Source organism: Kocuria sp. WN036 (assembly GCF_002287015.1).
GTDB classification, from domain to species: domain Bacteria; phylum Actinomycetota; class Actinomycetes; order Actinomycetales; family Micrococcaceae; genus Kocuria; species Kocuria rosea.
In genome coordinates this window covers 1-22,059 of sequence record NZ_NSKF01000038.1, presented here as the reverse complement: position 1 = coordinate 22,059, position 22,059 = coordinate 1, and the positions used below count along the sequence as shown (strand labels likewise).

Genomic DNA, 22,059 nt, shown 5'->3' with positions numbered 1-22,059 from the left:
TCGCGACCGACCCCCCTTCCCCGACCCCGTTCCAGGAGCGCAGCATGACCGAGGAGACCACCGACCGCCAGGAGCCGTTCTTCGCCTTCGACGACGAGCAGGACGTGCAGGACGGGCGCGCCCGCCGGTCGATCGCCTGGAAGCCGACGGCCGTGGGCCTGCTGGGGCTGCTCCTGGGCCTGGTCCTCGCGGTGAGCGCGGCCCTCGCCTGGGACGACTCCCGCAGGCTGGCCGGCTACGCGGACCGGTCGTGGGTGATCTCCGGGCAGTACCAGGACCTCACCAACGATCTGCAGACCAAGACCTGGAACCCCATCTACCGCGGGGTGCTGCCCGCGGACGAGGCGGTCACCGAGCAGCCCTTCGACTCGGGCCTCGCCGACCCGCGCGTCCCGGAGGCGGGGGAGGAGATCGTCTTCCGCGGCACGCAGACGGGCTCCGGCGAGGACGACTTCCACCAGGAGGCCGACGCGCTGCTCGCCGTCGAGGACGGCACCCTCCAGGTGGTCGAGACCGCCGAGGCGGGCGAGTTCGGGGACGGCGTCACCGCGGGCACCATCGCGTGGCAGCGCGTCCAGGCGGCCCTGCTGCTGCTCGCCGGTCTCGCCGCGGCCGGGGGCGGGGTCTGGTTCGCCCGCCGGCTCTACCGCCGGGAGCACTGACCGGCCGGCCGCCCGCGCGGCGCAACGGGCCCCCGCCGGACGCACAGCGTCCGGCGGGGGCCCGTTCCCGTCGGTGCCCGGGGGCCGGTGCGGGTCAGGGCAGGGCGGGCAGCTCCCGGCGGAGCAGCCACGCGTCGAGCAGGCCGTCGACCTCCGCCCACCGGTCCCGGGGCACGAAGCCCCGCAGGTGCTCCCGGAAGCCCGCCGTGCTCACCCACCCGTCCCGGTTGGCGGTGGCCCAGCCGCGCAGCAGCGTGCGGAAGGCGTCCTCGCCCACGGTCTCCCGGATCGCGTGGACGGTGAGGGCGCCCCGGACGTACACCACGTCGTCGAAGAGCCGCACCTGCCCGGGGTCCCCGATGACGAGGTCCTGGCGCATCTTGGACAGGGTCCGGTGCGCCTTCTCCGCGTGCCAGCGGGCCGGCCGGTCGCCGGAGGTCTCCGACCAGATCCACTCCGCGTAGGACGCGAACCCCTCGTTGAGCCAGATGTCCTGCCACGCGGAGAGGACCAGACTGTTGCCGAACCACTGGTGGGCCAGCTCGTGCGCCACGAGCCGCTGCTCCTCCCAGTCCGTGCCCAGCTGGTTCTTCCCGAACACGGAGCACGCGTAGCACTCGAACGGGTCCTCCAGCGACTCGTCGACGACCACCACCGTGTAGCTCGGGAAGGGGTAGGGGCCGAACCAGTCGTTGAACACCTCGATCATCCGGCCCTGCTCCGCGAAGGTCTTCTCCGCCTTCTTGCGCCGCTTCCTGGAGCACACCAGGTACTGGGGGACGCGCGAGCCCGAGAGCTCGTGCCGTTCGTACGGGCCGATCTGCACGGTGGCCAGGTAGGGCGGCAGCGGCACCCGGGACGTGTACACCCAGTGGCGCTCGCCGTCGCGCTCCACCACGGACTCCAGCTCGCCGTGGACCACCACCTCGTAGTCGGCGTCCGCGTGCACGGCGACCCGGTAGGTGGCCTTGTGGGAGGGGTGGTCCACGCACGGGAACCAGGTGGACGAACCGGTGGGCTGCCCGGCGACGAGCACGCCGTCGTCGAGCTCGGCCCAGCCGATCTCGCCCCAGGGCCCGTCCAGGGACTCGGGGTACCCCTCGTAGGCCACGGTGAGCGTGAACGCCTCCCCTGCGGCGACGACGCGCGGCAGGGTCAGCACGAGGCGGCTCCCGCGGTGGTCGGCGCGGACGCGGCGGCCGCCGAGCAGACCGCCGAGTCCGCCGGTGCCGAACCTGACGTCGGTCACGGCGAGCTCGGTGAGGTCCAGCTCGATCCGGTCTGTGTCGTGCAGCGCGCGGCAGGACAGGATGGCGCGCGCCTCGAGGCCGTTGTCCTCGACGTCGTAGTCGAGGTCCAGGTCGTAGTGCTCCACGGTGGCCGCGCAGCACCCCACGAACGGCGTGTAGGGGTCCCGTGCGCCGTCGGCGCCGAGGAAGCGGTGCATCGGTGCGGCGCTCACGGGACCAGCAGCAGCTTGCCCTGGGCGGCGCGGGACTGGAGCAGCTCGTGGGCCTGCCGTGCCCGGTCGAGCGGGAACGTCTCGGCGACGCGGAGGGTCAGCGACCCGTCGAGCACCGCGTCGAACAGCTCGCCCGCGCGCCAGTTCCGCTCCTTCTCGTCGAGCAGGTAGTCGTTGAGGGTGGGGCGGGTGAGGAACAGGGAGCCGTGCTGGGCGAGCCGCTGCGGGTCGAGCGGGGGCACCTGGCCGGAGGAGCCGCCGAAGAGCACCAGCATCCCGCGCCGGCGCAGCGCCCGGAGCGACTCGTCGAAGGTGTCCTTGCCCACCGAGTCGTAGACGACGTCGGCGCCGCGGCCGCCGGTGACCTCCCGGACGTGCTCGGCGAAGCCCTCGTAGCCCACCAGGGCGAAGTCGGCCCCCAGGGAGCGCGCGGTCTCCGCCTTGGCCTGCGTGCCCACCAGGGCGACCACCGTGGCCCCGAGCGACTTCAGCAGCTGCACGGCGAGACCTCCGACCCCGCCCGCGCCCGCGGTGACGACGGCGACGTCGCCCTCCTGGACCGGGTACGTCGAGCGGACCAGGTAGTGCGCGGTGAGACCCTGCAGCGGGACGGCCGCGGCGACCTCGTCGGACACGCCGGAGGGCACGCGCAGGGCCTTGTCGGCGTCCACGAGGAAGGCGTCGGCGTAGGTCCGGGACGCCTGCGAGGTGGTGATCCGGTCGCCCAGGGCGAAGTGGCGCACCTCGGAGCCCACGCCCGTCACCACGCCCATGCCCTCGGAGCCCGGGGTGAAGGGGTGCTCCACGGGGTAGACGCCCTCGCGCTGGTACACCTCGATGAAGTTCACCCCCGCCGCGCGGGTCTCGACGAGCAGCTGGCGCGGACCGGGTTCGAGGTCCGGACGCTCGCCGAGGGTCAGGACCTCGGGGCCTCCGGCTCGCTCGACCATGACGCAACGGACCATGACGGGTACCTCCTGGAGATCGCGGACGGGAACCCTGCCATGGTAGGCACGGAGTCCCGCCGCGCCCTCCCCGCAGGGGTCGCCCAGGGGTAGCGTGTGCACAAGAGGGGGCACGGGAAAGCCCCCGTAATCATCGAGATTTGCAGACGGGAAGCGTAGATTCGGGGGCAGAGCCGTTCCCGGGGGGAGCGCGAGAGCGGCCGTGGTCGATCCGAGTGGGGGGATCCTGACGTGCTCCGACGAGGCGTACCCGCGCCCCGCTCCGCCGGTCCTCCCCCCGTAGCGTGCATAAATATTGAAGACCATGCATAACTTTGAGCTAGAGTGGGTTCTATGACGTTCAGCGCAGCAGTGTCGGGGGCATCCGGCTACGCCGGTGGCGAGGTCCTGAGGATCCTCGCCGGTCACCCGCAGATCGAGATCGGGGCCGTGGGGGCCCATTCCAACGCGGGCCAGCGGCTGGGGGAGCTGCAGCCGCACCTGCACTCCCTCGCCGACCGGGTGCTCGTCGACACCACGGTGGAGAACCTCGCCGGCCACGACGTCGTCTTCCTCGCCCTGCCGCACGGCGCCTCGGCCGCGATCGCCGCGCAGCTGCCGGCGGAGACCGTGGTGATCGACGCCGGCGCCGACCACCGGCTCGACTCCGCCGAGGAGTGGGACCAGTTCTACGGGTCCCCGCACGCCGGGACCTGGCCGTACGGGCTGCCGGAGCTCGTCGTGGACGCCGAGGGCACCCGCCAGCGCGAGCAGCTCCGCGGCGCTACCCGCATCGCGGTGCCGGGCTGCTACCCGACCAGTGCCCTGCTCGCCCTGGGCCCCGGCTTCGCGGCCGGTCTCCTGGAGCCGGAGGACGTCGTGATCGTCGCGGCCTCGGGCACCTCCGGGGCCGGCAAGGCCGTCAAGGCGCACCTGCTGGGCTCGGAGGTCATGGGCTCGATGAGCCCGTACGGGGTGGGCGGCGCCCACCGGCACACCCCCGAGATCGAGCAGGGCCTCTCGAAGGCCGCCGGGCGCCGGGTGCGGATCTCTTTCACCCCGACGCTCGCCCCCATGCCGCGGGGCATCCTCACCACCGCCACCGCGCGGGTCCCCGAGGGCGTGACCGCCGCGCAGCTGCGGGAGGCCTGGGAGACCGCCTACGCGGCCGAGCCGTTCGTCACCGTCCTGCCCGAGGGGCGGTGGCCCTCGACGAAGTCGGTGGCCGGCTCCAACCACGCCCAGCTCCAGCTCGCCCACGACGCCCGGGCGGGGCGGGTCATCGTCACGTGCGTGATCGACAACCTCGTCAAGGGCACCGCCGGCGGTGCCGTCCAGTCCATGAACCTCGCACTCGGCCTGCCGGAGGACACCGGCCTGACACTCCAAGGAGTCGCACCGTGAGAACGTACCCCTCCCAGCAGCCCGCCGGCACCCTGCAGGTCGACACCGCCCGCGGCGTGGCCGCCGCCCAGGGCTTCCGCGCCGCCGGCACCGAGGCCGGCTTCAAGGACTCCGGCGGGCCGGACCTCGCCCTCGTCGTCAACGACGGGCCCCAGCACCACGTGGGGGCCGTGTACACGACCAACCGGATCACCGCCGCGCCCGTCCAGTGGTCCAAGGCCGCGACCGCGGACGGCCGGGCCGCCGCCGTGGTCCTCAACTCCGGCGGCGCCAACGCCTGCACCGGCCCGCAGGGCTTCCAGGCCTCCCACCGGACCGCCGAGCTCGTCGGCGAGGCGCTCGGGGTCGGGGCCGGGGACGTGGTGGTGTGCTCCACCGGGCTGATCGGCATCCAGCTGCCCATGGACGTCATGGAGCGCGGCCTCCCCGGGGTCGTCGAGGCCCTCGGGGACGACGACGCCGCCGGGGCCGCCGCGGCCCGGGCCATCATGACCACCGACTCCGTCTCCAAGCAGGCCGCCTACGTCCGCGACGGGTGGACGGTCGGCGGCATGGCCAAGGGCGCGGGCATGCTCGCCCCGGGGCTGGCCACGATGCTCGTGGTGCTCACGACCGACGCGGAGCTCTCCTCCGACGCCCTGCAGTGGGCGATCGAGGACGCGGTGAAGGTCACGTTCAACCGCACCGACTCCGACGGCTGCATGTCCACCAACGACACCGTGGTGCTGCTCGGCTCGGGCGCCTCCGGGATCACGCCGGACGAGTTCGAGTTCAGCCAGGCCGTGACCGCGGTGTGCCACTCGCTGGCCCAGCAGCTCATCACGGACGCCGAGGGCGCGTCCCACGACATCGAGATCACCACCGTCAACGCCGCGACCGAGCGGCAGGCGGAGGACGTGAGCCGCTCCGTGGCCCGCTCCAACCTCTTCAAGGCCGCGATCTACGGCAACGACCCCAACTGGGGCCGCGTCCTGTCCGCGGTCGGCACCACCGACGCCGCGTTCGACCCCGACCGGCTCGACGTCGCCATCAACGGTGTCGTGGTCTGCCGCAACGGCATGATCGGGGACCCGCGCGAGGGCGTGGACCTGGCCGCCGACCGCAGGGTCACCGTCCTGGTCGACCTCAAGGCCGGGGACGCCGACGCCACCGTCTGGACCAACGACCTGACCCACGACTACGTCGAGGAGAACAGCGCCTACTCCAGCTGACCAGCCCGCCCACCAGCACAGCACCGACCCACGGCGCAGGAGAACCATGACCGACCCGAGTGACCCGACCCGCTACGAGACCGCCCAGCTGAAGGCGGGCACCCTGATGGAGGCCCTGCCCTGGATCCAGCGCTACTCCGGGTCCGTGATGGTCTTCAAGTACGGCGGCAACGCCATGGTGTCCGAGCCGCTGCGGCAGGCCTTCGCGGAGGACATGGTGTTCCTGCGCCACGTCGGGATCAAGCCGGTCGTGGTGCACGGCGGAGGGCCCCAGATCAACCGCATGCTGGAGCGGCTGGGCATCGAGTCCGAGTTCCGCGGCGGGCTGCGCGTCACCTCCAAGGAGGCCGTGGACGCCATCCGCATGGTGCTGACCGGGCAGGTCCAGCGGGAGCTCGTCTCCCTGCTCAACGCCACCGGCCCGTACGCCGTCGGGCTCTCGGGGGAGGACGCCGAGCTGTTCCGCGCGGTCCGCCGGGGCACCGTGGTGGACGGCGAGGAGGTGGACCTCGGCCACGTGGGCGAGGTCGTCGGCGTCAACCCCGAGCCCGTCACCCAGCTCCTCGAGGCCGGGCGGATCCCCGTCATCTCCTCCGTGGCGCCGGAGGTCGACGCGCACGGCCGCCCCACGGGGGAGATCCTCAACGTCAACGCGGACACCGCCGCCGCCGCCGTGGCGGTGGCCCTGCGCGCCGAGAAGTTCGTGGCCCTCACCGACGTCGAGGGGCTCTACGCGAACTGGCCGGACAAGGGCTCCCTGATCGCGTCCCTCTCCGCCTCGGAGCTGCGCGCGATGCTCCCGAGCCTGCAGGCCGGGATGATCCCCAAGATGGAGGCGGCCCTGCGGGCCGTGGAGGGCGGGGCGCGCCGGGCGTCCATCGTCGACGGGCGCAGCCCGCACACGTGCCTGCTCGAGATCTTCACCGACACCGGCATCGGTACCCAGCTCGTCCCCGACCACGGAGCATCGTCATGACCGCCCAGCACACCGCCTCCCGCTACTCGGCCCAGACCGCCCTGCTCGGCGAGTACGCCGACTCGCTGCTCGGCGTCTTCGGCAGCCCGTCCCTCGTGCTCACCCACGGCAAGGGCGCCGTGGTCACCGACGCCGACGGCCGGGACTACCTCGACCTGCTCGCGGGCATCGCCGTCAACGCCCTCGGCCACGCCCACCCGCGCTGGGTGGAGATCGTCTCCCGCCAGCTCGCCACCCTCGGGCACGTCTCCAACTTCTTCACCTCCCCCCAGCAGATCGCCCTCGCCGGGAAGCTGCTGTCCCTGGCCGGCGCGCCCGCGGGCTCCCACGTCTTCTTCGCGAACTCCGGCACCGAGGCCAACGAGGCCGCGTTCAAGCTCGCCCGCCGCCACGGCCACGAGCACCCCGGCCCGGACGGCCGGCCCCGCGGCACCGTCCTCGCCCTCGAGTCCGCCTTCCACGGCCGCACCATGGGCGCCCTCGCCCTGACCGCCAAGGAGGCCTACCGGGCGCCCTTCGAGCCCCTCCCGGGCGGGGTCCGGCACATCCCCGCGACCGTCGAGGCCCTCGAGGAGCACCTCGACGGGACGGTCGCGGCGCTGATCGTGGAACCCGTGCAGGGCGAGGCCGGCGTGCGCGAGCTGCCCGAGGGCTACCTCCGGGCCGCCCGGGAGCTGACCCGCCGGCACGGTTCGCTGCTGGTCGTGGACGAGGTGCAGACCGGGATGGGCCGCACCGGCCGCTGGTTCGCCTCCTCCGCCGAGCTCACCGGCGACGACCTGCCGGACGCGATCACCCTGGCCAAGGGCCTAGGCGGCGGCTTCCCGATCGGCGCGATGCTGACCGTCGGCCCGGAGGTCTCCGCGCTGCTCGGGGCCGGCCAGCACGGCACCACGTTCGGCGGCAACCCGCCGGCCACCGCCGCGGGCCTCGCCACCGTCACCGTCATCGAGGAGGACGGCCTGCTGGAGCACGCGCGCACCGTGGGCGCCGTGCTCGGCGAGGGGCTGCGCGCGGTCCCCGGGATCGGCGACGTGCGCCAGCACGGACTGCTGATCGGCGCCGACCTCGAGGTCCCCGAGGGGGCCACCGCCCCGTTCGGCCCCGCCGTGGTCGAGGCCGCCCGGGACGCCGGATTCATCGTCAACGCGACCGGCCCCGGGACACTGCGCCTGGCCCCGCCCCTGATCCTGACCCCCGAGCAGGCGCGCACCTTCCTCGACGCGCTCCCCGAGATCCTGCGCACCGCCGCCGCCGCGGTCACGGCCCCCGCCGCGACCTCGCCCGACTCCCCGCCGAAAGAAGCATGAACCCGTCCATGACCCCCCGCCACTTCCTCGTCGACACCGACCTCTCCCAGCAGGAGCAGACCGAGGTGCTCGAGCTCGCCGCCCGCCTCAAGGCCGACCGCTGGGCCCACCGGCCCTACGCGGGGCCCCAGACCGTGGCCGTGATCTTCGACAAGACGTCGACCCGCACCCGGGTCTCCTTCTCCGCCGGGATCGCCGATCTCGGCGGCAACCCGCTGATGATCAACCCGGGCGAGTCGCAGCTGGGCAAGGAGAGCGTGGCCGACACCGCGCGCGTCTTCTCCCGCATGGCCTCGACCATCGTGTGGCGCACCTACGCCCAGTCCGGGCTGGAGGAGATGGCCGCGGCCGCCACCGTGCCCGTCGTCAACGGGCTCTCCGACGACTACCACCCCTGCCAGATCCTCGCGGACCTGCTCACCGTCCGGGAGCACCGGGGCGGTCTCGCCGGGCTCACCTTCGCCTACCTCGGGGACGCCGCCAACAACATGGCCCACTCCTACCTGCTGGGCGGGGCCACCGCCGGCATGCACGTGCGCGTGGCCGGCCCGGCGAGCCACCTCCCGGACCCGGCGGTGGTGCGGGCCGCCGAGGAGCGCGCGGAGCAGACGGGAGGGTCCGTACGCGTGACCACCGACCCGGCCGAGGCGCTCGCCGGGGCGGACGTGGTCTGCACCGACACCTGGGTGTCCATGGGCCAGGAGGCGGAGACCGAGGCGCGGGCGGAGGTCTTCCGGGCGTACTCCGTGGACGCCGCGGCGATGGCCCAGGCCGCGCCCGGGGCGCTGTTCCTGCACTGCCTGCCCGCCTTCCGCGGCTCCGAGGTCGCGGCCGAGGTCATCGACGGCCCGCAGTCCGTGGTGTGGGACGAGGCGGAGAACCGCCTGCACGCCCAGAAGGCCCTGCTCGTCTGGCTCATGGCGCGCTCCGGGCGCTACGACCTGGGTGCCGCCGACGCCTCCGCCGTACCCGCATGAGCATCCCCGCCACCAAGACCGCCCGGCAGGCCCGGATCGTGGCCCTCGTGACCGGAGGGGCGATCCACTCGCAGGCCGAGCTGGCCGCCCGGCTGGCCGAGGACGGCGTGCAGGTCACCCAGGCCACGCTCTCCCGCGACCTCGTGGAGCTCGGGGCCGTCCGGGTGCGCGAGGGCTCCGGCGCCCTCGTCTACGCCGTCCCGCAGGCCGGGGCCGACCGCTCGCCCGCCTCCGGGATCACCCAGGAGGTGCTCGACGCGCGCCTGGCCAGCCTGTGCCGCGAGCTGCTGGTCACCGCCGAGGCGAGCGCGAACCTCGTGGTCCTGCGGACCCCGCCGGGGGCCGCCCAGTACTTCGCCTCCGCCATCGACACGTCCGTGCTCCCCGCCGTCCTCGGCACCATCGCCGGCGACGACACCATCATGGTGGTGTGCCGGGCGGCGGACGGCGGCCACGCCGTGGCCCGCCGCTTCCTGGAGCTCGCCGAGTAGAGGTCCCGGCGCCGCCCCGTGCCGGCCGTGCGCCGCGCGCTCAGCGGGCCGCGTACCCCTCCAGGACCGGGACGAGCTCCGTGCGCTCGAAGACCCGGGCGAAGTCCAGGGCGGAGTGGGCGCCGGCCGTCTGCGAGGCCCCGGCCGCGAGCAGCGTCCGCACGATCGTCTCGTTGCCCCGGAAGACCGCGCTCATCAGCGCCGTCTGACCGTTGTCGTTGACCCGGTCCGGGTCCGCCCCGGCCTCGAGCAGCGCCGCGACGGTCTCCTCGCGCTGGTGGTAGGCCGCGAGGACCAGCAGGGTGTCGCCCTTGCCGTTGGTGAGGTTCACCGGGACGCCGGCGCGCACGGCCGGCAGGAGGTTCTCCGTGTCCCCCGTCCGGGCCATCTCGAACAGGGAGAGCACGTAGGCCATCTCCTCCTCGGTCAGCTGGGGGGCCGCCGGGTCCTGCGGCTGGTCGGTCGGCTGGGGGTTCTCGGTCACGGGTGGTCCTTCGCGGTCGGTCGGATGCAGCTCCTGCCGGCCAGTTTATCGGGGGCGGGGACCGCGACACGCGCCACCCCCAAGTACCCGGGTCTTGACGTTGCAGTAACCGACTGGCACGCTCGTGTGACACAGCTCACCTCGTGCCCGTTCCTCGCGCCGGTGCCCGTGCACCGGGGATCCGGAGTTCCCCCATGACGAATCTCGCCACCCTGCTCACCGACACGGCCGCGGCCTCCCCGGAGTCCCGGGCGGTGGTCCTCGACGACAAGGTCCTGACCTACGGGGCCCTCGACGACCTGTCCGCGCGGGTCGCGTCGATGCTCGCCGCGGCCGGCGTCGGACAGGGCGACCGGGTGGCCCTGATCCTGCCCAACGTCCCCCACATGCCGATCGCCTACTACGGGATCCTGCGCGCGGGCGGGGTGGTCGTGCCCCTCAACCCCCTCCTCAGCCCCCGGGAGCTGGCGTACCACTTCGACAACGCCGAGGTGTCCCTGGTGCTCGTCTGGGAGGCGATGGCCGAGGCGACCCGCGCCGCGGTCGCGAACCTGGACCGGGACGTCCGGGTGGTCGAGGTCTCGGCCGCCGGCACGCTGCAGGCGCTCGCGGACGTCCCGCCGCGGCCCGGGGTCGCCGAGCGCGACGACGACGAGCCCGCCGTCCTGCTCTACACCTCCGGGACCACGGGCCGGCCCAAGGGCGCCGTCCTGACGCACCACAACCTCCGGGCCAACGCGGCGCTGTCCGCGGGCCTCTTCGACCTGGCGCCCGGGGACGTCATGTTCGGGGCCCTGCCGTTCTTCCACGTCTTCGGCCAGACCGTGGCGCTCAACGGCGTCGTCCACGCGGGGGCGACCGTCACGCTGCTGCCGCGCTTCGACCCGGCCAAGGCGCTGGAGATCCTGGCCCGGGACGAGGTCACGGTCTTCGCCGGGGTGCCGAGCATGTACGTGGCGCTGCTCGCCGCCGCGGACGGCGGGACGGTCGAGCTGCCGCACCTGCGGGCCGGGGTCTCGGGCGGTTCCCCGCTGCCGGTCGAGGTCCTGGAGCGCTTCGAGGAGGTCTTCGGCGCCCCCATCTACGAGGGCTACGGCCTGTCCGAGACCTCCCCGGTGGTGTGCTTCAACCAGAAGGACCGGGGACGCCGCCCGGGCTCGATCGGCACGGTGGTGCGGGGCGCGCAGCTGAAGGTCGTGGACGACCTCGGCGCTGAGGTCCCCGTCGGGGAGATCGGCGAGCTCGTGGTGGCCGGGGAGTACGTGATGGCCGGTTACTGGCGCAACCCCGAGGCCACCGAGGCCGCGATCCGTGACGGCTGGTTCGCCACGGGGGACCTCGCCCGGGTGGACGAGGACGGCTTCTACTACATCGTGGACCGCAAGAAGGACATGGTCCTGCGCGGCGGCTACAACGTCTACCCCCGCGAGGTCGAGGAAGTGATCTACCAGTTCCCCGGCATCGCCGAGGCCGCGGTGGTCGGGGTGCCGGACGAGGCGATGGGCGAGGAGGTCGCCGCCGTCGTCGCCTTCCGCGACGTGCCCGAGGCGGAGCGGGACGCGAAGGTCGACGAGCTGGACGCCTTCGTCCGCGAGCGCGTGGCCAAGTACAAGCACCCGCGCTACTACAAGGTGGTCGACGAGCTGCCGAAGGGCCCGACCGGCAAGATCCTCAAGCGCTCCCTCGACCTCGCGGGCGCCGGGCACCGCGGCTGAGCCCGCACACGGAAGGGGCCGGCCGCTGGACGCGGCCGGCCCCTTCTGCTCGATGGGTCCGCACGGACACCGGGGGAGGCGCCCCGGGCGGGGCGCCTCCCGGACGGGTCAGCTGGACATCATCGCGGGGCTCGCCTGCTGGGGCTCGCGCTCCACGGCCACGTGCTCGTTGGGCACGCAGTGGGTCATGGTGAGACCCGCCACGCTGCGCGGGCCGTTGTTGCCGAGGTTGGCCACGCGCTGCAGCTCCTCCTCGGAGAGACGCTGGGTGGCCAGGGGGCCCAGGTCCTTGACGTCCTCGAGGGAGACGCCGATGCCGTCGCCCACGCGGCGGCCCATCTCGTCCTCGACCATGTAGAAGTGCCAGACCATGCGCTCCTGGATCGGGCGGTCGCACTGGGAGAGCGCGCCGACCAGGTTGTCGATGAGCTCCTCCTTCTCCCACTCCTCCTGGAGCTGGAAGCGCTCGCCGGCCTGCTTGTAGTCGTTGGTCCGCTCGATCCGGGCGCGGGTCAGGCGCGCGCTGATCTCCGGGCCGACCTCGGGCTGGTACCCCTCGGGCTTCGGAGTCTCCTGCACGCCTCCGATGATGGACGGCTCGTAGTTCACGTGCGGGTTCTGGCCCGGGGCGTGGTCCACGGCGTAGGCCATCTGGCCGTCGCGCTGGTTGGTGGCCACCGGCGCCTTCGGCGCGTTGACCGGCAGCTGCAGGTAGTTCGGGCCCACGCGGTAGCGCTGGGTGTCCGAGTAGGAGAAGGTGCGGCCCACGAGCATCTTGTCGTCGGAGAACTCCAGGCCGTCCACCAGCACGCCGGTGCCGAAGGCGATCTGCTCGTTCTCCGCGAAGAAGTTCTGCGGGTTGCGGTTCAGCACCATGCGCCCGACCGGCTTCGGCGGGAACAGCTCCTCCGGCCACACCTTGGTGTCGTCCAGCGGGTCGAAGTCCAGCTCGGGGTGGTCGTGGTCCTCCATGACCTGGACCTGCAGCTCCCACTCGGGGTAGTCGCCGGCCTCGATCGCGTCGTAGAGGTCCTTGGTGTGCGAGCCGAGGGTCTGGGCCTGGATGTTCGCAGCGTCGGCCGAGGTGAGGGACTTCACGCCCTGCTTCGGGATCCAGTGGTACTTCACCAGGAGGGACTCACCGGCGGCGTTGACCCACTTGTAGGTGTTCACGCCGAAGCCCTGCTGGTGGCGGTAGTCCGCCGGGATCCCGCGCGGGGAGAACAGGATCGTGATCATGTGCATCGCCTCGGGCGACTGGCTGAAGAAGTCGAAGGCGCGGTTGGCCACGCCGGCCTCGAAGTTCACGGGGTCCGGCTTCTGGGAGTGGATGAAGTCGGGGAACTTGATGGCGTCCCGGATGAAGAACACGCCCAGGTTGTTGCCGACGAGGTCCCAGTTGCCCTCCTCCGTGTACATCTTCACGGCGAAGCCGCGCGGGTCGCGGGCCACCTCGGAGGAGTCCCGGCCGCCGGCCACGGTGGAGAACCGCACGGCCACGTCGGTGCGCTTGCCGGCCTCGGCGAAGACCTTGGCGCGGGTGAACTTCGCGATGGGCTCGTCGCCGTAGGCGCCGTAGGCCTCGAAGTAGCCGAAGGCGGTGGTGCCGCGGGCGTGCACCACGCGCTCGGGGATGCGCTCGCGGTCGAAGTGGCTCATCTTCTCGAGGAACGCGTAGTTCTCGAGGGTCGCGGGCCCGCGGGAGCCGATGGTGCGGGTGTTCTGGTTGTCGTGGACCGGGTGGCCCTGACGCGTGGTGAGGGTCTGCTCGGGAACGTTCGTCATGGGGTTCCTCTCGGGGTAGGGACCGGGTGTGCAGGACGGCCGGGGCGCGTGGCCCCCGCCGTGGTGAGGTGCGGTCGGTCGGTCTGGATCACACCCGGTCCCCAGTATGTCGGAAGGGCCGGGCTATTGCTAGCTATTCATAATTGCGGAGTGGCGCACCGCACCTCTGCAGGTCGGAGGGCGGGCGCGGCCCGGCGGGGGAGTGCGCGGGACGGTCCGCAGAGTATGCATAAATACAAGTCGCCGTGTATAGTCATGCACAGAAGGCGGGGCCACGCCGTGGCGCCCGGACCACCGACGAAGGAGAACACCGTGACCGAGCGTGTTGTGCTGGCCTACTCCGGGGGTCTCGACACCTCCGTGGCCATCGGCTGGATCGGCGAGGCGACGGGGGCCGAGGTCATCGCCGTCGCCGTCGACGTGGGGCAGGGCGGCGAGGACCTCGAGACCATCCGCCGGCGCGCCCTCGACTGCGGGGCCGTCGAGGCCTACGTGGCCGACGCCCGCGACGAGTTCGCCGCGGAGTACTGCATGCCGGCGCTGCAGGCGAACGCCCTCTACATGGACGCCTACCCCGTGGTCTCCGCGCTGTCCCGCCCGGTCATCGTCAAGCACCTCGTGGCCGCCGCCAAGCGCTTCGGCGCCTCCACCGTGGCCCACGGCTGCACGGGCAAGGGCAACGACCAGGTCCGCTTCGAGGTGGGCATCCAGACGCTGGGCCCCGAGCTCAAGTGCATCGCCCCGGTCCGCGACCTCGCCCTCACCCGCGACAAGGCCATCAACTACGCCGAGAAGCACCACCTGCCGATCGCCACGACCAAGAAGAACCCCTTCTCGATCGACCAGAACGTCTGGGGCCGCGCCGTGGAGACCGGGTTCCTCGAGGACATCTGGAACGCCCCCACCAAGGACGTCTACGACTACACGGACGACCCCACGTTCCCGCCGCCGGCCGACGAGGTCGTGATCAGCTTCAAGGGCGGCATCCCCGTGGCCCTCGACGGCCAGCCCGTCAGCCCGCTGCAGGCGATCCAGGAGATGAACCGCCGCGCCGGCGCCCAGGGCGTGGGCCGGATCGACATCGTCGAGGACCGGCTCGTGGGCATCAAGTCCCGCGAGGTCTACGAGGCCCCCGGCGCCATGGCCCTGATCGCCGCGCACCGCGAGCTGGAGAACGTGACGGTCGAGCGCGAGCAGGCCCGCTTCAAGCGGATGGCCACCCAGCGCTGGACCGAGCTCGTCTACGACGGCCAGTGGTTCTCCCCGCTCAAGCAGTCCCTCGACGCGTTCATCCAGGACACCCAGAAGTACGTGGACGGCGACATCCGGATGACCCTGCACGCCGGCCAGGCCACGGTCACCGGCCGCCGCTCGAACACCTCCCTGTACGACTTCAACCTCGCCACCTACGACGAGGGCGACGCGTTCGACCAGTCCCAGGCCCGCGGGTTCATCGAGCTGTTCGGCATGTCCTCGAAGGTCGCGGCGTCCCGCGAGCAGCGGATCGCGGCCGAGGGCAAGTAGCCCCCGAGCACGTAGGCTCGTCCCCAGCAGGAACGGGCACGACGACGGAGGGCCCCATCCCGGCGGTGGGGCCCTCCGCCCACGCCCGGCCGACCCGACCCCCGGCGGCCCCGGCCCCGGCGGAACCCACGAGGAGAGACATGGCGCAGCAGGACAAGCACGGCACCAACGAGGGCGCGCTCTGGGGCGGGCGTTTCGCCGGGGGACCGGCCGACGCCCTCGCGGCGCTGAGCCGGTCGACGCACTTCGACTGGCGCCTGGCCCCCTACGACATCGCGGGCTCCCGGGCCCACGCCCGGGTCCTGCGCACCGCGGGGCTGCTGACCGACGACGAGCTCGGGGGCATGCTCGACGCCCTCGACCGGCTCGAGGCCGACGTCCGCTCCGGGGCCTACGCGCCCGCCCCCTCCGACGAGGACGTCCACGGCTCCCTCGAGAAGGGCCTCATCGAGCGGGCCGGGCCCGAGCTCGGCGGCAAGCTGCGCGCCGGCCGGTCCCGCAACGACCAGATCGCCACCCTCGGGCGGATGTACCTGCGCGACCACGCCGCGATCATCGCCCGCAACGTGCTCGACGTCGTGCAGGCCCTCCTGGACCAGGCGAAGGCCCACCCGGAGGCCCCGATGCCCGGGCGCACCCACCTCCAGCACGCCCAGCCGGTGCTGCTGTCCCACCACCTGCTCGCCCACGCGTGGGCGATGCTGCGGGACGTGCAGCGCCTCGTGGACTGGGACGCCCGCGCGGCGGTCTCCCCGTACGGCTCGGGGGCGCTCGCCGGGTCCTCGCTCGGACTGGACCCGGGGGCCGTCGCCGCCGAGCTGGGCTTCGACTCCGCCGTGCACAACTCCATCGACGGCACCGCGGCCCGGGACGTCTACGCCGAGTTCTCCTGGGTCACCGCGATGATCGCCGTGGACATGTCCCGGATCTCCGAGGAGATCACCACGTGGGCCACCAAGGAGTTCTCCTTCGTCACCCTCGACGACGCCTTCTCCACCGGGTCCTCGATCATGCCGCAGAAGAAGAACCCGGACATCGCCGAGCTCGCCCGCGGCAAGGCCGGCCGGCTGATCGGCGACCTCACCGGGCTGCTGGCCACGCTCAAGGGCCTGCCGCTGGCCTACAACCGGGACCTCCAGGAGGACAAGGAGCCCGTCTTCGACGCGATCGACCAGCTCGAGGTGCTGCTGCCCGCGGTCGCGGGGATGATCGCCACCCTCGACTTCAACACCGGGCGGATGGCCGAGCTCGCCCCGCAGGGCTTCGCCCTCGCCACGGACGTGGCCGAGTGGCTCGTGCGCCAGGGCGTGCCTTTCCGGGACGCGCACGAGGTCGCCGGGGACGCGGTGCGCGTCTGCGAGCAGCGCGGGATCGAGCTGTGGGACCTCTCCGACGAGGACTTCGCCGCCATCTCAGACCGGCTCACCCCCGGCGTGCGAGAGGTGCTCACCGTGGCGGGTTCGCTGGCCTCGCGCAGCGCCCAGGGCGGCACGGCGCCGTCGGCCGTGGCCGCGCAGATCGGCGAGCTCGAGCGCCAGGTGGCCGAGGCCGCGGAGTTCTCGCGGCGGGCGCCGATCGTCGCAGGATGAGCGTGCACGGGCCCGTCACCGGGCCGGCGCTGCTCGAGCTGCTGTCCCGGCCGGCTCCCGAGGTGGCCCCCCGGCTGCTCGGGAGCCTGTTCGGCCACCGGACCGCCGAGGGCTCCGTGGTCCTGCGGATCACGGAGGTCGAGGCCTACGGCGGGCCGGACGGCTCCGACCTGCCGGACCCGGGGGCGCACACGTGGCGCGGGCGGACGGCGCGCAACGCCTCGATGTTCGGTCCGCCGGGCCACGTCTACGTGTACTTCACCTACGGCATGCACCACGCCGTGAACCTGGTCTGCCGCCCCGAGGGCACCGCCGGCGGGTGCCTGCTCCGCGCGGGCGAGGTCGTCGAGGGCGTGCCGCTGGCCCGCGCCCGCCGGGCCGCCGGACGCTCCGGCCCGGTGCCCGACGCCGCGCTGGCACGTGGCCCCGGCAACCTCGCCAAGGCCCTGGGCATCGACCTGACCCACGACGGCGCACCGCTCACCGCGGGGGACGCCGCGGCGCCGGGCTTCTTCCTGCGGCTGCCCGGCCCGGGGGACGCCCCCGCCGCCGGCCGCGGGCCCCGCACGGGGGTGTCCGGACCCGGCGGGACCCCTGAGTTCCCCTGGCGCTGGTGGCTGCCCGGCGAGGCCTCCGTGTCCCCGTACCGCGCCGCGGTCCCGCGCCGGCGCCGCTGAGTCCGCGGGACCCGGACGGATAGCATGAGCGGTGTGACTGAATCCGTTGAGCAGATGATCGAGCGCCTGTGCGTGAAGATCCCCGACTACCCGGAGCCGGGGGTCCTCTTCCGCGACCTGACGCCCCTGTTCGCGGACGGTCCCGGCTTCCGGCGGACCGTCGACGCCCTGGCCGACGCCTTCCGCGGCCAGTTCGACCACGTGGCCGGCGTCGAGGCCCGGGGCTTCCTCATGGCGGGGGCCGTGGCCTACGCGACGGGCGTGGGCCTCATCCCGGTGCGCAAGGCCGGGAAGCTCCCCCGGGAGACCTTCCGCGAGGAGTACGTCCTGGAGTACGGCTCGGCGGTGCTGGAGATCCACACCGACGACGTCCCGCGCGGGGCCCGCGTGCTCGTGCTCGACGACATCCTCGCGACCGGCGGCACCCTCGGGGCCACGGCGCAGCTGCTGCACCGGGCCGGGCTGCACGTCGCTGGGTTCGGGCTGATCATGGAGCTCACCGACCTGCGGGGCCGCAGCCAGCTCGGCGGCCACCGGGTGCGGGCACTGTACCGGGTCTGACCAGGGGCGAAGCACCCCGGCGAAGCACTGTGACGCACCGCGCCGCCGGATCGCCGTCGGAACGCCCGCGGACCGGTAGAATCGATGGTCTGTTCGATCCGGAACGAGGTGTCCACCCATGGCAGAGACCGTCGCCACGATGGCGGCCGAGCAACTTGCTGTCGAACGCGCGTACGTCGCGATGCTCTACGACCGGCTCGACGAGCTGCGGGCCGAGAAGACCGCCGAGCTCGCGGCCGTGCGCCGCAGCGAGTCCTTCGGCAACCACCAGAACCGCGCGGAGCGTGACGCGTTCGCCTCCCACTACGAGGACCGGCTCGCCCAGCTCGAGGCCGTGGACCACCGGCTCGTCTTCGGCCGCCTGGACGGCCAGGACGGCGACCGCCGCTACGTCGGGCGCATCGGCCTGGCCACCGCGGACCACCAGCGGCTCATGGTGGACTGGCGCGCCCGCGAGGCCGCGGCCTTCTACCAGGCCACCGCGCAGAACCCCATGGGCATCCGGCGCCGCCGCCACCTCATCCTGGAGGGCCGCGACGTCGCCGCCCTCGAGGACGACGTCCTCGACCCGGACATGCTCGAGGACGAGGGGGTGCTCCACGGCGAGGGCGCTCTGCTCGCGGCGCTGAACCAGAAGCGCACCGGACGGATGTCGGACATCGTCGCGACCATCCAGGCCGAGCAGGACAAGATCATCCGCGCCCCGCTGCCCGGCGTCCGCGTGGTGCAGGGCGGGCCCGGCACCGGCAAGACCGCCGTGGCGCTGCACCGGGCGGCGTACCTGCTCTACGAGCACCGGGAGCGGCTGCGCAAGGCGGGAGTGCTGATCGTCGGCCCGTCGTCGTCGTTCATGTGGTATATCGAACGGGTGCTGCCGGCGCTCGGGGAGACCGGCGTCGTGATGTCCTCCCTCTCCGAGCTGTTCCCCGGCGTGGCGGCCGTCCCCGAGCGCGACCCCCGGACCGCCCGGCTCAAGTCCGGCCTCGACATGGCCGAGGTCGTGGCCCGCGCCGTGCGGGACCGGCAGAAGGTCCCGGCGGCGGACCAGGTCCTGCGCGTCGACTCCCACCGCGTGACGCTGACCCCGCGCACCGTCAAGCGTGCCCGGGACAAGGCCCGTGCCACGGGGAAGCCGCACAACGAGGCGCGCAACACGTTCGTGAAGATCGCCCTGCGCGAGCTCACCGAGCAGCTCGGCGAGCACCTCAACACCACCAGCGGCAACGTCATGGACCGCTCCTACCTCGCGGAGGACATCCGGCAGTCCCGGGACGTGCGGATCGCGCTCAACCTCGCGTGGATGCCGCTGTCGCCCCAGACCCTCGTCGCGCAGCTGTTCAGCAAGCGGCACTACCTCGAGTCCGCAGCCCCGCACCTGAGCGCCGCCCAGGTCGAGGCCCTGCTGCGCCCGGCCGACGCCCCCTTCACCGTGGCCGACGTGCCGCTGCTGGACGAGGCCGCCGAGCTGCTGGGCGACCTCGACGAGGCCGGGGTGCGCCGGCGGGCCGAGGCGGACCGGGAGCACCGCAAGGCAACGGACAACGCCGAGCACGCGCTGGCGAACATGCACCAGAGCCTCGAGGACGTCGGCGCGGACGGCATCGTGACCGCGGCCCAGCTCACGGACTTCAACGCGGTCACCCAGCACCGGATGACCGCCGCCGAGGCCGCGACCGCGGACCGCACGTGGGCCTACGGGCACGTCGTGGTCGACGAGGCCCAGGAGCTCTCGCCGATGCAGTGGCGCGTGCTCATGCGCCGGTGCCCCATGAAGTCGTTCACCGTGGTCGGCGACATCGCCCAGGCGGGCTCGGCCACCGCCGCCCGCAGCTGGCAGGACGCCCTCGAGCCCTTCGTGGGGGAGCGGTTCGTCCTCGACGAGCTCACGGTCAACTACCGCACCCCCGCCGAGATCGCCGAGGCCGCGGTCGACGTCGCCCGGGCCGCCGGCCTGGACATCTCCGCCCCGCGGGCCGTCCGGGAGGGCGAGCCGCCGATCGTTCAGCGGGTCGGCGCCGCGGACGTGGTCGAGGGCGTCCTCGAGCAGGTGCGCACCGAGCTCGACCTGGTCAGCGGCGGGCTCGTGGCCGTGGTCGTGCCCGAGGACCGCGTGCAGGAGATCGGCACGGCCCTCGCCGGGGCCCTGCCCGGGCTCGTGGGTGCCGGGGTCCGCCGGCTGGACCGGCAGGTCGTGGTCCTCTCCGCGTGGGACGCCAAGGGACTGGAGTTCGACTCGGTGGTGGTCGTCGAGCCGCAGGCGCTCGTCGAGGAGGTCGGCGGCGGGGTCGGCAACCTGTACGTGGCCATGACCCGGCCCACCCAGCGGCTGCGCGTCGTCGCCGCCCGGCCGCTGCCGGCCGGCCTCGACCGGTTCTGACCCCGGGCCGCCGGGGACACCAGGACGCGGAGGGGAACCCCCTCCGCGTCCTGGTACCTTGGAAGCCGTGTCGAACGCAATAGACCTGGACCTCCAGCACAACGATCCGTCCTTCGCCAACGTGTGGCAGGAGCTGCAGTGGCGCGGCCTCGTGCACGTGTCGACCGACGAGGCGGCCCTCGAGCGGTCGCTCGCCGAGGAGAAGGTCACCTACTACTGCGGCTTCGACCCCACCGCGGCGTCCCTGCACCTCGGGCACCTGGTGCAGCTGCTGCTGATGCGCCGGCTCCAGCTCGCCGGTCACCACCCGATCGGGCTCGTGGGCGGGTCCACCGGTCTGATCGGGGACCCGCGGCAGAGCTCCGAGCGGGTCCTGAACTCCCGGGAGACCGTCGCGCAGTGGGTGGACCTGCTGCGCGCCCAGGTAGAGCGCTTCCTCTCCTTCGAGGGCGAGAACCGGGCCGTCATGGTCAACAACCTGGACTGGACCTCCCAGCTCTCCGCCATCGACTTCCTCCGCGACATCGGCAAGCACTTCCGGGTCGGCACGATGATCAAGAAGGACATCGTGGCCAAGCGGCTCAACTCGGAGGAGGGCATCTCCTACACCGAGTTCAGCTACCAGATCCTGCAGGGACTGGACTACCTGAACCTCTACCGCGACCACGGGTGCACCCTGCAGACCGGGGGCTCCGACCAGTGGGGGAACCTGACCTCCGGGACCGACCTGATCCGCAAGGTCGAGGGCGTGTCCGTGCACGCCGTCGGCACCCCGCTGATCACCAACTCGGACGGCACGAAGTTCGGCAAGTCCGAGGGCAACGCGGTGTGGCTGGACCCGGAGCTCACCTCGCCCTACGCCTTCTACCAGTTCTGGCTCAACACGGCCGACGCGGACGTGGTCGACCGGCTCAAGGTCTTCACCTTCAAGACCCGGGCCGAGATCGAGGAGCTGGCGCGCTCCGTCGAGGAGGAGCCCTACAAGAGGCAGGCCCAGAAGGTCCTCGCCTGGGAGGTCAACTCGCTGGTGCACGGGGAGGCGGCGACCGAGAAGGCGATCGCGGCCTCGGCCGCCGTCTTCGGACGCGGCGAGCTCACGGAGCTCGACGCCGAGACCCTGGACTCGGTCGCCCGGGAGCTGCCCGGCGCGAGCGTGTCCGCCGGAGCGCTGCAGGTCGCCGACCTCCTCGTGGCCACCGGGCTGTCCGAGTCGAAGTCCGCCGCGCGCCGGACCCTCAAGGAGGGCGGGGCGTACGTCAACAACGAGAAGGTCGTCGGCGAGGACGCCGAGCTCGGGCCCGGCCAGCTCCTGCACGGCCGGTGGGCGCTGCTGCGCCGCGGCAAGAAGCACCTCGCCGCCGTCACCGTGGAGGCCTGATCCGGGCCCGATCCGCCCACCACCCCCGTCCGGGAGCCGAGCTTGCAGGCCCCTGGGCGGGGGTGTAGTGTTCATCGAGTCGTCAGGCAGGGCCGAGAGGCCGGCGGGCGACGACACCGCAAAGAGCAGCAGGACCGAGAGGTGCTGCCTAGTTCATGCGGGAGCGACCGTTCAGGTCGGTCCGGACCCGGAACAACGCAAGTTGACACGCCGAGAACGGACTGCGTAGGATGGTCGAGCTGCCTGAGGCGGGGAACAAAGTTCCGACGCGGAGGGCACCGAAAATTCCAACACGGTTTCCGGGTGTGGTGCCTGGTTGCTGGTCTGTTGTTTGAGAACTCAATAGTGTGCCATGTTTGTTGATACCGGATGTTTTATTCGGTTGATTGGTTGTCGCCGTCCTGCCTCCGTGGGGTGGTGGCGACATTTTCAGCCGGGGTTTGATGTTTTCGTTGTTTTTTTGACGGAGAGTTTGATCCTGGCTCAGGACGAACGCTGGCGGCGTGCTTAACACATGCAAGTCGAACGATGA

Annotated in this window: 18 protein-coding genes and 1 rRNA gene; 15 read left to right on the top strand and 4 right to left on the bottom strand. The window is 72.6% G+C overall.

What is annotated here, in order from left to right:
- Positions 1-44: 44 nt before the first annotated feature.
- On the top strand, positions 45-662 hold the full coding sequence (locus CK505_RS16700) for a hypothetical protein (protein ID WP_095651767.1): 618 nt from the start codon (positions 45-47) through the stop codon (positions 660-662).
- A 94-nt stretch (positions 663-756) separates the two neighbouring features.
- Here CK505_RS16700 and CK505_RS16695 read toward each other — a convergent pair whose 3' ends face one another.
- Positions 757-2,124, bottom strand: a complete 1,368-nt coding sequence (locus CK505_RS16695; protein WP_141246853.1) for a M1 family metallopeptidase — start codon at positions 2,122-2,124, stop codon at positions 757-759.
- Positions 2,121-3,089, bottom strand: coding sequence for a quinone oxidoreductase (locus CK505_RS16690; protein WP_035929620.1), 969 nt, complete (start codon positions 3,087-3,089; stop codon positions 2,121-2,123). Before CK505_RS16690 ends, CK505_RS16695 begins: the two co-directional genes overlap by 4 nt.
- 333 nt (positions 3,090-3,422) lie before the next feature.
- Between CK505_RS16690 and argC the strand changes: the two genes are divergently transcribed.
- From argC to CK505_RS16660, 6 genes are read left to right on the top strand one after another with little or no spacing between them, the layout of a single operon-like run.
- The gene (argC, locus tag CK505_RS16685) at positions 3,423-4,472 is read left to right on the top strand and encodes an N-acetyl-gamma-glutamyl-phosphate reductase (protein WP_031282701.1); all 1,050 of its coding nucleotides are present in this window, start codon (positions 3,423-3,425) and stop codon (positions 4,470-4,472) included.
- On the top strand, positions 4,469-5,683 hold the full coding sequence (argJ, locus tag CK505_RS16680) for a bifunctional glutamate N-acetyltransferase/amino-acid acetyltransferase ArgJ (protein ID WP_176475388.1): 1,215 nt from the start codon (positions 4,469-4,471) through the stop codon (positions 5,681-5,683). Before argC ends, argJ begins: the two co-directional genes overlap by 4 nt.
- Positions 5,684-5,729: 46 nt before the next feature.
- Complete coding sequence (gene argB / locus CK505_RS16675; RefSeq protein ID WP_017832879.1) at positions 5,730-6,659, top strand: acetylglutamate kinase; 930 nt, start codon at positions 5,730-5,732, stop codon at positions 6,657-6,659.
- The gene (locus tag CK505_RS16670) at positions 6,656-7,969 is read left to right on the top strand and encodes an acetylornithine transaminase (RefSeq protein WP_095651765.1); all 1,314 of its coding nucleotides are present in this window, start codon (positions 6,656-6,658) and stop codon (positions 7,967-7,969) included. Before argB ends, CK505_RS16670 begins: the two co-directional genes overlap by 4 nt.
- Positions 7,970-7,977: 8 nt before the next feature.
- Positions 7,978-8,946 carry an ornithine carbamoyltransferase gene (gene argF / locus CK505_RS16665; RefSeq protein ID WP_017832877.1) on the top strand — a complete coding sequence of 323 codons (969 nt, stop codon included), beginning with the start codon at positions 7,978-7,980 and terminating at the stop codon, positions 8,944-8,946.
- Entirely contained in the window at positions 8,943-9,437 is a 495-nt protein-coding gene (locus CK505_RS16660; RefSeq protein WP_017832876.1) for an arginine repressor, read from the top strand. Before argF ends, CK505_RS16660 begins: the two co-directional genes overlap by 4 nt.
- Positions 9,438-9,477: 40 nt before the next feature.
- Here the strand turns inward: CK505_RS16660 and CK505_RS16655 are convergent, their stop codons facing one another.
- Positions 9,478-9,921, bottom strand: coding sequence for an ankyrin repeat domain-containing protein (locus tag CK505_RS16655; protein WP_095651764.1), 444 nt, complete (start codon positions 9,919-9,921; stop codon positions 9,478-9,480).
- 194 nt (positions 9,922-10,115) lie between these two features.
- On the opposite strand from CK505_RS16655, the gene CK505_RS16650 reads away from it, so the two are divergent.
- On the top strand, positions 10,116-11,636 hold the full coding sequence (locus CK505_RS16650) for a long-chain fatty acid--CoA ligase (protein ID WP_095651763.1): 1,521 nt from the start codon (positions 10,116-10,118) through the stop codon (positions 11,634-11,636).
- 108 nt (positions 11,637-11,744) lie between these two features.
- On the opposite strand, the gene CK505_RS16645 is transcribed toward CK505_RS16650, so the two are convergent.
- Entirely contained in the window at positions 11,745-13,421 is a 1,677-nt protein-coding gene (locus tag CK505_RS16645; RefSeq protein WP_017832873.1) for a catalase, read from the bottom strand.
- Between the two features lie 312 nt (positions 13,422-13,733).
- Here CK505_RS16645 and CK505_RS16640 point away from each other — a divergent pair, with 312 nt between their 5' ends.
- From CK505_RS16640 to CK505_RS16610, 7 genes are all read left to right on the top strand, one after another.
- The gene (locus CK505_RS16640) at positions 13,734-14,945 is read left to right on the top strand and encodes an argininosuccinate synthase (protein ID WP_031282696.1); all 1,212 of its coding nucleotides are present in this window, start codon (positions 13,734-13,736) and stop codon (positions 14,943-14,945) included.
- 140 nt (positions 14,946-15,085) lie between these two features.
- A complete protein-coding gene (gene argH, locus CK505_RS16635; RefSeq protein WP_017832871.1) occupies positions 15,086-16,534 on the top strand; it encodes an argininosuccinate lyase in 1,449 nt (482 codons plus the stop codon).
- Positions 16,531-17,211 carry a DNA-3-methyladenine glycosylase gene (locus CK505_RS16630; protein ID WP_176475387.1) on the top strand — a complete coding sequence of 227 codons (681 nt, stop codon included), beginning with the start codon at positions 16,531-16,533 and terminating at the stop codon, positions 17,209-17,211. Before argH ends, CK505_RS16630 begins: the two co-directional genes overlap by 4 nt.
- Positions 17,212-17,235: 24 nt before the next feature.
- Positions 17,236-17,772 carry an adenine phosphoribosyltransferase gene (locus CK505_RS16625; RefSeq protein ID WP_031282693.1) on the top strand — a complete coding sequence of 179 codons (537 nt, stop codon included), beginning with the start codon at positions 17,236-17,238 and terminating at the stop codon, positions 17,770-17,772.
- A gap of 118 nt (positions 17,773-17,890) precedes the next feature.
- Positions 17,891-20,149 (top strand): UvrD-helicase domain-containing protein, encoded by a 2,259-nt coding sequence (locus CK505_RS16620; RefSeq protein WP_095651761.1) that lies wholly within the window; start codon positions 17,891-17,893, stop codon positions 20,147-20,149.
- A 67-nt stretch (positions 20,150-20,216) separates the two neighbouring features.
- On the top strand, positions 20,217-21,527 hold the full coding sequence (tyrS, locus tag CK505_RS16615) for a tyrosine--tRNA ligase (RefSeq protein ID WP_095651760.1): 1,311 nt from the start codon (positions 20,217-20,219) through the stop codon (positions 21,525-21,527).
- Between the two features lie 460 nt (positions 21,528-21,987).
- Positions 21,988-22,059: ribosomal RNA gene (locus tag CK505_RS16610) — 16S ribosomal RNA — on the top strand; the annotation flags it as partial.